Raw genomic sequence first — 11,387 nt, 5'->3', positions numbered from 1 at the left:
TATTAAACGTTTCATAAAATAAAGAGTTTACATTTTTCAAACAACGTGGTATTGTGTTTTGTATATTAAATAGGGTAAGCTTTTCTGATACGAATTTATCAGGAAAGCTATTCCTTTATTAGAAAATAAGCTAATATAAATTAGTTAAGGAGAAGTGAGAGTATTATGGAAAAAGTCTATCCTGTGACTTTAGAAGGTAAATTAAAATTAGAAGAAGAATTAGAAATGCTAAAAACAGTCAAACGTAAAGAGATTGTTGAACGCATCAAGATTGCAAGAAGTTTTGGTGATTTATCTGAAAACTCTGAATATGAATCAGCTAAAGATGAACAAGCCTTTGTAGAAGGTCGTATTACAACGTTGGAAAACATGATTCGCTTTGCACAAATTATTGATAGCAACAGTGCTGATAAAGATACGGTATCTTTGGGTAGAACTATAACGTTTGTTGAATTACCTGATGGTGAAGAAGAAGAATACACAATTGTTGGTAGTGCAGAAGCAGATCCATTTGAAGGGAAAATTTCAAATGACTCTCCAATTGCTAAAGCGTTATTAGGGCATAAGTTAAATGATATTGTTAAAATTGAAACACCAGGTGGAAGCATGGATGTTAAAATACAAAAAATTTCTTAAAAGTTATGCTATAGCATAACTTTTTCTTTTGAATTTAAGACTTAAGTCTGATGGAAGATTCAATCTTTTGAAGTTGTGTGATCTATTTAAGAAACGTTATAATAAATGAAAAGAAAAATAAAAGGAGCCGATTTATTGTGCGTAGCTCATGGAGAGTATTTATTGTGATTGAGTCATTATTATTATTATGGGCTTTTTATCAGATGCTTGGAAACGTTCCAGCTATTATTTTTTTAACATTTGCGTTAATTAATTTATTTTATGTAGTAAAGAAAAATAGAAAAACCTCTTTTAATCAATTTCAACTGATAGCTTCTATTATTATTATCGTGTTGTCCTTACTTAGTAGTCCAGCTATTTGGTTAGCTCTAGCATTGGCTATTATTTATTTTGGTCTTATAATGGGAGAGATATCAGAAGTTAGATTATTTAATTTTGCTCCTTGGAAGAAAAAGCAAATTAAAATGATTCAAACAACTAGTCATAATGTTAGATCAGGTAAACGATTTAAACGACCTTGGATTGGTAGTCAACGTCTTGGAAATGATGCTTATGAGTGGGATGATATTAATTTTTCAGTCGTTATTGGGGATACGATTATTGATTTGGGAAATACATTATTACCTAAAGAAGACAATGTAGTTATTATCAGAAAAGGTTTTGGTCGTACTCGTATTTTAGTTCCAACTGGGATAGGTGTGATGTTAGAACATTCAAGTATGCGTGGGGCAGTTCATTTTGATCAAGAAGTCTATCATTTAAATAATGAATCCCTCAAGTTATATAGTGAAGACTATGATGAGTCTACACGACGTTTAAAGATAATTACCAATACACTATTTGGAGATTTAGAGGTGATTCGTGTATGATGTCTAAAAAGAGTCGTCCTCTTATCTTTTTTTATTCGTTTTTATTAACGTTCATTGTATTAATAGTGACGCTTTACACATATTTTTATGCGAATAATCAACGTAAATGGATGCTTGAATTAATCACGACTCGTCTATTTAAAGTGCCTATTATTGTATATATTGTATTGATAGCCATTGCAGTTAGCGGGATTGTATTCTCAATTTTATATTTATTTAATCGACATACATATGGTAAAATTGAGGAACAATTACACTTTTTAAGTGTTGGTAATTATGATCATAGTATTTTTTCAAATAAGGGGAAACAATATCAAGAAGATAGTTTGATTGATGAATTGGAGCAAGATGTTCAAAATATCCGTTCAAAAATGTTATCTATGTCAAAAGAACTACAAGAGATGAGTGCCATTCCTAAACAGGTAAATGGTGAGTCGAAAGAAGATATTATTAAATCTGAAAGACAACGAATTGCAAGAGAATTGCATGATTCTGTTAGTCAACAGTTATTTGCAGCAACGATGATGTTGTCAACTTTAAATGAAGTGGTTGAAGAAATGGATATTCCAGACATTGTTGAATCTCAATTACAAGTTGTTGCTTCAATTATTAATACATCTCAATCAGAAATGCGCGCGCTATTATTACATTTAAGGCCAATTAATTTAGAAGAGAAAACATTGCAACAAGGAATCGAAATGTTATTGAAAGAATTACAAACAAAGATTAATATAGAGCTAAAGTGGCAAATAGAAAATGTATTCTTACCTAGTTCAATAGAAGATAATTTATTTAGAATCACACAAGAGCTTTTATCCAACACCTTGCGTCATGCTAAAGCTAATTTATTAGAGGTTTACTTGAAAAAAATTGATCAAACGGTTTTATTGCGGTTGGTAGATGATGGCGTTGGATTTGATGTGAAAAAAGAAAAAGTAGGCAGCTATGGTTTACGAAATATTCGTGAGCGCGTTCAAGGAATGGGAGGGATGTGTCGGATAGTTAGTTTTAAAGGACAAGGAACAAGTATTGAAATTAAAGTCCCGATTCTAAAGGAGGAACGTGATGATTAGAGTTCTGTTAGTAGATGATCATGAGATGGTTCGTTTAGGTGTGTCATCTTATTTATCCATTCAATCAGATATTGAGGTGGTAGGAGAAGCTGAGAATGGTTTGATAGGTTATGAAAAAGCATTAGAAAAAAGGCCAGATGTAATTTTAATGGATTTAGTGATGGAAGTAATGGATGGGATTGAAGCTACAAAAAAAATTTTATCAGAGTGGCCAGAAGCAAAAGTGATTATTGTGACGAGCTTCATTGATGATGAGAAGGTTTATCCAGCGATTGAAGCAGGTGCTGCTGGTTATTTATTAAAAACATCTTCAGCTAAAGATATAGCCAATGCCATTAGATCAGCGCATAACGGTGAAAAAGTACTAGAACCTGAAGTAACTAGTAAAATGATGGAGCGGTTATCTAAACCAAAAGCTCATGTTTTACATGAGGATTTAACTAATAGGGAGAAAGAAATATTACTATTAATCTCTGAAGGGAAAAGTAACCAAGAAATAGCAGATGAGTTATTTATCACATTAAAGACAGTGAAAACACATGTATCGAATATCTTATCAAAACTAGATGTAGATGATAGAACACAGGCAGCTATTTATGCGTTTAAACATGGCATTGTAAAATAATTAAGTCATTAAGGAGACAAAACACATGAGAAAAACATTTGCAGTTATCGGATTAGGGCGTTTTGGTGGTAGTGTGTGTAGAGAATTAGTAGAATCAAACCAAGAAGTATTAGCAATTGATAATTGCGAAGATCGTGTTAACGAATACATGAATATTGCCACTCATACCGTTTTGGCTAATGCTCAAGATGAAGCAACGTTACGTTCATTAGGTTTGAGAAATTTTGACCATGTGATTGTGACAATTGGGGAAGATATTCAAGCAAGTATCTTAGTGACATTGATGGCAAAAGAAATGGGTGTCCCACATATTACTGCTAAAGCTCAAAATGAGTATCATGGACGAGTATTAGAAAAAGTTGGGGCAGACTTAGTTGTTCATCCCGAACGAGATATGGGTTTCCGATTGGGGCATAAATTAACGTCAAATAATATGATTGATTTCATCGAGTTATCCGATGACTATTCTTTAGCTGAAATTCGTGTTAATTATAAACAATTCTTTAATAAAACAATCGAAAAAATTAATTTCAGAAAGCATTACAATGTCACTATTGTAGCAATTCGTCGGGGAAAAAATGATTTGATTGTTTCACCTCCTGCTGAACAAGTTATTTTAGAAGGAGATGTTTTACTTGTCGTTGGGCATAATGATGATGTCGACTATCTAGACGCAAAAATGAAATAGAGATAAGCATGAAGTTAAAAGGTTCTCAATGTTTATGTTACAATAAGTGCGACATCCGAATAGTTAGGGGAAGATAAAATGAAACTTATAGTAACTGATGATGCACACAAATGGTTTGTAGAAGAACTAGGAATCGAATCCGGGGATTTTGTCCGCCTTTTTGGTAAATATGGTGGTAGCACCAATGTTCATGTTGGATTTTCAACTGGTATTCAATTAGTTGAGCCAGAAAATCCATTAATAACGACGGTAATTGATGGTATCACTTATTTTGTAGAACAAGCAGATGATTGGTTTTTCACTGATTATACACTGACTGTGGGTATGGATAATACACTAAATGAGCCTAACTTTACATATGCCTAGATAAAACATTTAGGAACAATATTGTTCTAAAAGAGAGTGAAAGTTTATTTCTCTCTTTTTTATTATAGACATAATGTGTTATATCACTTTGTTAATCAAAAGGAGAGTAAAAGATGCCTGGTTTTTTTATTAACGTATCAAAAGAAGAAGCTCAGCTTATTCGTTCATTTTCAATACGTCATGACATTAATATAGAAGATTTATTTAAAGAATCAGTTTTAGAGAAGATAGAAGATGAATTAGACTGTCAAATGTACAATAAAGCAATGGAAGAATATCGTAACCATTCTGTTAGCTATACATTTGATGAAGTAAAAAAAGAATTAGGTTTTGATTGATAGAACAAAGCGTGTCATCTATTATAAAAATAAAAGAAAAAGCCATCAATCTTCTGATGGCTAAATGTCATAAATAGAAAGATTAGACAATCATCTTTCTATTTTTTTATTCGTTTTGGTAAAGCATTGAAATAGATTAGTAAAGTTAGTGCCACACCAACGGAACCAAATGAAACACTTGGCCAAATGAATTGAAGAACAGCTGTTAAAACACTCGGTAAGGTGGCAGCATATACAATGATTTTGAAAACATCCTTATATCTAAATCCAATCAGCCTAAATTTAGTAAATAAATTGGCAAAAAAGGAAAGAATTACGATATCGACAAACAGATTAAAAAACACCATAAACCAAGTTACTAGGAAAATAACACTAAACCACATTGATTGACTACTATTACTAGTAAAAAGTTGCTCTAGTATTTGTTTGTTTAATCCATTTGCTTGATACATTGAATATGGAATACTAAGAACGTTATTATCCATAATATCTGTTGTTGTACTGACTCTAGGTAAAATCATGATAACTTCTTTTTTTAATAATCCAACAACGAGTACGTTTCCGGTTGCATCTGATTCAATTTCTTTTTTTGTTCGCTTATCTGTGGGATCAAATGTGAAAATAATAGAGTCTGTTTGGTAGATAAAGCCATCTGTTTTTTCTTTTGTCACTAATGTGTTATCTTCAATAGAAAAATCAGGTAGTTTTTGAATGATTTTTTCTCCATCATCTTGAATAGTCTTTGTGATTAAGCTTGCCTGGTAAATAACAGGAAGTGACAGTACAATAGCTAGTAATAATAGATATAAAAAAACGTGAAATCCTTTTTTATTTCGACCTTCTAATAACAAAGTAGGTTGTTTAAAACTAGCCTTAATTAAGTCAAATGTTCGCATAATTACTCCTTTGCAATATAAATTAATTACTATTCATTGTAACGCTTTTATCTACTGAATACAAGAAAGCAAAAATTATGAGTTTTCGGTTTTATTTTTTGCTTTTTCTATTGTTTCAATGGTATATTGAAATTGTTCATAATTATCAAAAAATTTAGGGGGCTTTATTATTATGACTTATACTTTACCAGACTTACCATATGCATATGATGCGTTAGAACCACATATTGATGAATTAACAATGACATTACATCATGACAAACATCACAATACATATGTGACTAATTTAAATGCAGCAATTGAAAAACATCCAGAATTGGGTGAGCAATCAATTGAAGAATTAATTACTAATTTAAACGATGTCCCTGAAGATATCCGTATGGCTGTTAGAAACAATGGTGGCGGACACGCAAATCATGCATTCTTCTGGGAAATTATGGGACCTAATGGTGGTGGAGAACCTACTGGAGCAATTAAAGGTGCAATCGAAAGTGCATTTGGTAGCTATGATAACTTTAAAGATCAATTTTTAGCAGCTGCCACTGGTCGTTTTGGTTCAGGTTGGGCTTGGTTAGTTGATAACAATGGGAAATTAGAAATTATGTCAACTCCAAACCAAGATTCTCCATTAACTGAAGGAAAGACTCCTTTATTAGGGATAGATGTTTGGGAACATGCTTACTATAAAAAATATAGCAATGTTAGACCTGACTATGTGAAAGCATTTTTCAATGTGATTAACTGGGATGAAGTAAACAACCGTTATAAAGCAGTTCAAAAATAATTAGTTTAGGGGGGAGCAAAACGCTTTCCCTTTTTTTTTGTGAAAATTTGCATGTATCCTGTAAAAGTTAAACATATGAAGGAAAAGAATATGGTATAATGAACGAAAATAAAAGGGAGGGCAAGTCCGTATGTTAGAACTATCTAAAGAATCGGTATTAAGTGCATTAAAACATGAAGCTGATAAAATTAAACACTTGCTAACGAATCAAAGAAATCATCAATGTATTGCCCAGTGTAAAGCCTTTGAAGAAGTCGTTGATACACAAATGTTTGGTTTTTCAAAACAGGTAGAATTCGCTCAATCCATTGGTTTAATTGACAGACAAGAAGGGCTTGATATGGTTATCGAATTAGAAAAAGAGTTAAATAGAGTCTATAACACGGTATATCAAGAAGTAAAAGAGTCAGAGAGTTAAAGGATTTGGGGGTTGTTTAATCGGTGCATAAAAAAATAAATAAAAAATTTTTTCTAGACTATCTCATTTTAGTTCCTTATTTGATATTATCAGTTGTTGGAATATTAATGGTATATAGTGCAAGCTCTGTTAATTCACAAGGTTTAGCTTTAGAAGCAATTAAACAAGGTGGATTTTTTATAGTGGGATTAATTGCTATTTTCTTTATTTATAAAATGAAAACACAAGTATTTCAGAATAAACAGTTTATTATGACTGCCATTATCACAATAGGAGCTTTACTTATTTTGACGAAATTCACTAGTTTAGGTGTTAAAGGAGGAGGCGCTGATGGCTGGTTGAAGATTGGCGCTATCACATTACAACCTGTTGAATTTTTAAAAATTATTGTCATATGGTATTTAGCTTATATTTTGTCGCGTAGACAAGATACAATTTTATCTCATTTTAAAGATGCCTTACTAAAACCTATGATGTTAATTGGTTTATTAATTTTTCTAGTATTAATTCAACCAGATACTGGAGGAGCAGCTATTTTAATTTTGATTACATTAATTATGGTTTTAGCTAGCGGGATACCGTATTTATATAGTCTAGTAGCGATTGGTGGAGGGGTAGTTGTATCTACTTTTTTAATTCAATTTATAGCGTTATTTGGAGGGGCATTATTTCCAAAACGTATGATGTACGTATATAAACGATTTAAAACATTTACTAATCCATTTGAAGACCCATTAGGCGATGGACATCAGATGATTAATTCATATTTTGCTCTGAATAATGGTGGTTGGTTTGGTTTAGGTCTTGGTAAGAGTATTCAAAAAAAAGGTTTTTTAACGAATGCTCAGACAGATTTTATGTTTTCAATTGTGGTTGAAGAATTAGGGTTAATTCTGTCATTGATTTTACTTGTGTTATTATTCTTTTTGATTTTAAGAATATTTGCCATTGGCATTCGTTCAACGGATAGTTTTAATTCGTTAATGTGTATAGGAGTTGCTGGCATGATACTAATACAAGTATTTGTTAATTTAGGAGGTGTCACTGGGTTGATTCCATTAACGGGTGTGACGTTTCCTTTTTTAAGTCAAGGAGGATCGAGTTTAGTTACTTTATCAATCGGTGTTGGCTTTGCATTAAATATTAGTGCAGATGAAAAACGTAAAAAATATGAAAGCAACGAGTATGAAGAGACTCGTTTGCTATTAATGTTAAATGATTAATAAAAAATGTGGGGGATATAAATATGAAGAAAGTATTAGTAGCTAACCGCGGGGAAATAGCTATCAGAGTGTTTCGAGCGTGTACTGAGTTAAATTTACAAACAGTAGCAGTATATGCAACTGAAGATGATCGTTCGATTCATCGTTTTAAAGCAGATGAGGCTTACTTAGTTGGAAAAGGAAAAAAACCAATTGATGCTTATTTAGATACAGAAGATATCATTCGTATCGCAAAAAAATGTGGAGCAGACGCCATCCATCCGGGATATGGCTTTCTATCTGAAAATATTCATTTTGCTAGACGTTGTGACGAAGAAGGAATCAAATTTATTGGACCAAGTTTACATCACTTAGATATTTTTGGAGATAAAATTAAAGCAAAATTAGCAGCTCAAGAAGCAGGGATTTCTTCTATTCCAGGAACAGATGGCCCTGTCAGCGGAGTGGATGATGTTGTCGCATTTGGGGAAGAATTCGGATACCCAATTATGATTAAAGCCGCTTTAGGTGGAGGTGGACGTGGTATGCGTGTGGCTCATAATAATGAAGAGGCACGCGATGGGTATGAACGGGCTAAAAGTGAAGCTAAAGCTGCATTTGGTAGTGATGAAATTTATGTTGAAAAATACATTGTGAATCCAAAACATATTGAAGTACAGATTTTAGGGGATGAACATGGCAATGTTATCCATCTTTTTGAACGTGACTGCTCTGTTCAACGACGTCATCAAAAAGTAGTTGAAGTTGCACCTTGTGTGTCTATGTCGGATGAAAAACGTGAAGAAATTTGTCAATCAGCAGTAAAATTAATGTCACACGTTGGTTATATTAATGCTGGGACAGTAGAATTTTTAGTTGATAAAGATAGCTTCTATTTTATTGAAGTGAACCCACGTGTCCAAGTAGAACATACGATAACAGAATTAATTACTGATGTTGATATTGTGACTAGTCAATTACAAATTGCGATGGGAAAAGATTTACATAAAGAAATTGGATTACCAGAGCAAAAAGATATTCATATTCACGGATATGCGATTCAATGTCGAATTACAACAGAAGACCCATTGAATAACTTTTTACCTGATATTGGTAAAATTGATACATACCGTTCCCCAGGTGGTTATGGTATTCGTTTAGACGTAGGGAATGCTTTTGCAGGAGCAATGGTAACGCCATTTTTTGATTCATTATTAGTTAAAGTCTGTACACATGGTATTACATTTGAGCAAACTGTCCAAAAAATGTTACGTGCACTAAAAGAATTTAGAATTCGTGGTGTTAAAACCAATATTCCGTTTCTTTATAATGTACTATCTCACGAAGTTTTTACGAGCGGAGAAGCAACGACAACGTTTATTGATACAACAGACGAATTATTTAATTTCCCTAAAATGCGTGACCGTGGAAATAAAACAATGAAATATATTGGAGAAGTCACAGTCAATGGTTTCCCTGGAATTGGAAAACATGAGAAAAAATACCATTCTTCTCCTAGAATTCCTGAAATTATTACAACAACAGATAAACGAATTGAAACACCAAAAATGATTTTAGATGCCAAAGGACCTGATGCTGTCGTCGATTGGGTAAAAAATCAGTCGTCTGTTTTAGTGACAGACACCACTTTTAGAGATGCTCATCAGAGTTTACTTGCAACACGTGTCAGAACAAATGATTTAAAACGAATTGCAAAAGAAACAGGTGAACTTATACCAGAATTATTTTCACTTGAAATGTGGGGTGGGGCAACGTTTGACGTAGCGTATCGCTTCTTAAATGAAGACCCTTGGGTGAGATTGAAGAAATTACGTAAGTTAATGCCAAATACTTTGTTCCAAATGTTATTTAGAGGATCAAATGCTGTGGGTTATCAAAATTATCCAGACAATGTGATTGAAGAATTTATTACGGTTGCAGCTAGAGAAGGCATTGATGTATTCCGTATCTTTGATAGTCTAAACTGGTTGCCACAGATGGAAAAAAGTATTCAGTATGTAAGAGATGCCGATAAAATTGCTGAAGCGACTATTTGTTATACTGGAGATGTATTAGATCCTCGTCGTCCAAAATACAATATGGCTTATTACAAACAAATGGCACGTGATTTAGAAAATATGGGAGCTCATATTATTGCGATTAAAGACATGGCTGGTTTATTACAACCGCAAGCGGCGTATCATTTGATTTCTGAATTAAAAGCAACCGTTGATGTGCCAATTCATTTACATACACATGATACAGCAGGTAATGGAATCATTACTTATTCTGCAGCCGCTAAAGCAGGCGTTGATATTGTTGATGTGGCGATGAGTGCTATGAGTGGTTCAACAAGTCAACCAAGTATGAGTAGTTTATATTATGCGTTAGAAAATGGTGACCGTGATTTAGATATTAATATTGAATCTGTTCAAAAAATTAATCACTACTGGGAAGATGTGCGAGCTTTCTATGCCCCATTTGGCAATGGTATTAATGCGCCTCAAACAGAAGTTTACCAACATGAAATGCCAGGTGGACAATATTCTAACTTACAACAACAAGCCAAAGCAGTTGGGCTTGGCGATCGTTGGGAAGACATCAAAAAAATGTATGAACGTGTGAACTATTTATTTGGCGATATTGTTAAAGTAACCCCATCTTCAAAAGTAGTGGGAGATATGGCACTATTTATGGTTCAAAATAATTTGACTGAAGAAGATGTGGAAGAAAGAGGTAGTGAGTTAAACTTCCCAGAGTCAGTGATTAGTTTCTTCCAAGGTGATTTGGGTCAACCAACTGGCGGTTTCCCTAAAAAGTTAAAAGAAACCATTTTAAATGGTCGTCCGTCAATCGAAGTTCGTCCTGGTAGTTTAGCAGAACCCGTTGATTTTGATAAAGTAAAAACAGAATTAGCAACTAAAATTGACCGTGAACCGACAGATAAAGAAGTAATCAGCTATATCATGTACCCACAAGTATTTCTAGATTATATGACAATGTATAATACTTATGGTGATGTGGAATTACTTGATACACCAACTTTCTTCCAAGGAATGCGTGTGGGAGAAACAGTTGAAGTGCGTATTGAAAAAGGAAAAACATTGATTATCACATTAGATGAAATCGGTGAGCCTAACCTTGAAGGAAATCGCGTCTTATTCTTTAATTTAAATGGTCAACGCCGTGAAATTGTGATTAAAGATAGTAATATCAAATCAACTGTTATGGCAAAAGAAAAGGCTGAGCCAACAAATGGTGCACACGTTGCCGCAACAATGCCAGGTTCTGTCTTAAAGGTATTAGTAACACCAGGAGATTCTTTGCAAAAAGGTGATCCTATTATGATTACTGAAGCTATGAAGATGGAAACAACTATTTATGCAAAACGCAATGGGATTGTAAAACGTGTCCTGGTGTCAGATGAGGAAGCCATTCAAGCAGGTGATTTATTAGTTGAATTAACGATTTAATAATACTTTTAGGAGAGGT

The 11,387-nt window shown here is 33.3% G+C and carries 12 protein-coding genes; 11 read left to right on the top strand and 1 reads right to left on the bottom strand.

Annotated features, from left to right (window positions below):
* Positions 1-162: 162 nt before the first annotated feature.
* The 7 genes from greA (at position 163) to MN581_RS03105 (ending at position 4,595) form a co-directional block, all read left to right on the top strand.
* The gene (gene greA / locus MN581_RS03135; protein WP_117973073.1) at positions 163-636 is read left to right on the top strand and encodes a transcription elongation factor GreA; all 474 of its coding nucleotides are present in this window, start codon (positions 163-165) and stop codon (positions 634-636) included.
* A 137-nt stretch (positions 637-773) separates the two neighbouring features.
* On the top strand, positions 774-1,505 hold the full coding sequence (gene liaF / locus MN581_RS03130; RefSeq protein WP_117973072.1) for a cell wall-active antibiotics response protein LiaF: 732 nt from the start codon (positions 774-776) through the stop codon (positions 1,503-1,505).
* Complete coding sequence (locus MN581_RS03125) at positions 1,502-2,578, top strand: sensor histidine kinase (RefSeq protein WP_117973071.1); 1,077 nt, start codon at positions 1,502-1,504, stop codon at positions 2,576-2,578. Before liaF ends, MN581_RS03125 begins: the two co-directional genes overlap by 4 nt.
* Positions 2,571-3,203 (top strand): response regulator transcription factor, encoded by a 633-nt coding sequence (locus tag MN581_RS03120; RefSeq protein ID WP_117973070.1) that lies wholly within the window; start codon positions 2,571-2,573, stop codon positions 3,201-3,203. Before MN581_RS03125 ends, MN581_RS03120 begins: the two co-directional genes overlap by 8 nt.
* 25 nt (positions 3,204-3,228) lie before the next feature.
* Positions 3,229-3,891, top strand: a complete 663-nt coding sequence (locus MN581_RS03115; protein WP_117973069.1) for a TrkA family potassium uptake protein — start codon at positions 3,229-3,231, stop codon at positions 3,889-3,891.
* A gap of 78 nt (positions 3,892-3,969) precedes the next feature.
* Positions 3,970-4,257 (top strand): HesB/YadR/YfhF family protein, encoded by a 288-nt coding sequence (locus MN581_RS03110; RefSeq protein WP_117973068.1) that lies wholly within the window; start codon positions 3,970-3,972, stop codon positions 4,255-4,257.
* A 113-nt stretch (positions 4,258-4,370) separates the two neighbouring features.
* Complete coding sequence (locus tag MN581_RS03105) at positions 4,371-4,595, top strand: DUF6290 family protein (RefSeq protein WP_117973067.1); 225 nt, start codon at positions 4,371-4,373, stop codon at positions 4,593-4,595.
* 98 nt (positions 4,596-4,693) lie between these two features.
* Here the strand turns inward: MN581_RS03105 and MN581_RS03100 are convergent, their stop codons facing one another.
* The gene (locus MN581_RS03100; RefSeq protein ID WP_117973066.1) at positions 4,694-5,491 is read right to left on the bottom strand and encodes a DUF1189 domain-containing protein; all 798 of its coding nucleotides are present in this window, start codon (positions 5,489-5,491) and stop codon (positions 4,694-4,696) included.
* Between the two features lie 172 nt (positions 5,492-5,663).
* Between MN581_RS03100 and MN581_RS03095 the strand changes: the two genes are divergently transcribed.
* The 4 genes from MN581_RS03095 (at position 5,664) to MN581_RS03080 (ending at position 11,368) form a co-directional block, all read left to right on the top strand.
* A complete protein-coding gene (locus tag MN581_RS03095; protein ID WP_241699175.1) occupies positions 5,664-6,275 on the top strand; it encodes a superoxide dismutase in 612 nt (203 codons plus the stop codon).
* Positions 6,276-6,405: 130 nt separating this feature from the next.
* A complete protein-coding gene (locus MN581_RS03090) occupies positions 6,406-6,693 on the top strand; it encodes a DUF1507 family protein (RefSeq protein WP_125956165.1) in 288 nt (95 codons plus the stop codon).
* A 23-nt stretch (positions 6,694-6,716) separates the two neighbouring features.
* On the top strand, positions 6,717-7,916 hold the full coding sequence (locus MN581_RS03085; RefSeq protein WP_241699174.1) for an FtsW/RodA/SpoVE family cell cycle protein: 1,200 nt from the start codon (positions 6,717-6,719) through the stop codon (positions 7,914-7,916).
* 23 nt (positions 7,917-7,939) lie between these two features.
* Complete coding sequence (locus MN581_RS03080; RefSeq protein ID WP_241699173.1) at positions 7,940-11,368, top strand: pyruvate carboxylase; 3,429 nt, start codon at positions 7,940-7,942, stop codon at positions 11,366-11,368.
* Positions 11,369-11,387: the final 19 nt, after the last annotated feature.

The organism is Vagococcus sp. CY53-2, from assembly GCF_022604695.1.
In the GTDB taxonomy this organism is placed as follows: Bacteria; Bacillota; Bacilli; order Lactobacillales; family Vagococcaceae; genus Vagococcus.
This window is presented reverse-complemented; position numbering and strand designations above follow the sequence as displayed.

Coding starts and splice junctions, on each gene's coding strand:
- MN581_RS03110 (WP_117973068.1), top strand. CDS start 3,970: ATGAAACTTATAGTAACTGATGATGCACACAAATGGTTTGTAGAAGAA.
- MN581_RS03125 (WP_117973071.1), top strand. CDS start 1,502: ATGATGTCTAAAAAGAGTCGTCCTCTTATCTTTTTTTATTCGTTTTTA.
- MN581_RS03080 (WP_241699173.1), top strand. CDS start 7,940: ATGAAGAAAGTATTAGTAGCTAACCGCGGGGAAATAGCTATCAGAGTG.
- MN581_RS03100 (WP_117973066.1), bottom strand. CDS start 5,491: ATGCGAACATTTGACTTAATTAAGGCTAGTTTTAAACAACCTACTTTG.
- MN581_RS03095 (WP_241699175.1), top strand. CDS start 5,664: ATGACTTATACTTTACCAGACTTACCATATGCATATGATGCGTTAGAA.
- MN581_RS03090 (WP_125956165.1), top strand. CDS start 6,406: ATGTTAGAACTATCTAAAGAATCGGTATTAAGTGCATTAAAACATGAA.
- MN581_RS03115 (WP_117973069.1), top strand. CDS start 3,229: ATGAGAAAAACATTTGCAGTTATCGGATTAGGGCGTTTTGGTGGTAGT.
- MN581_RS03105 (WP_117973067.1), top strand. CDS start 4,371: ATGCCTGGTTTTTTTATTAACGTATCAAAAGAAGAAGCTCAGCTTATT.
- MN581_RS03120 (WP_117973070.1), top strand. CDS start 2,571: ATGATTAGAGTTCTGTTAGTAGATGATCATGAGATGGTTCGTTTAGGT.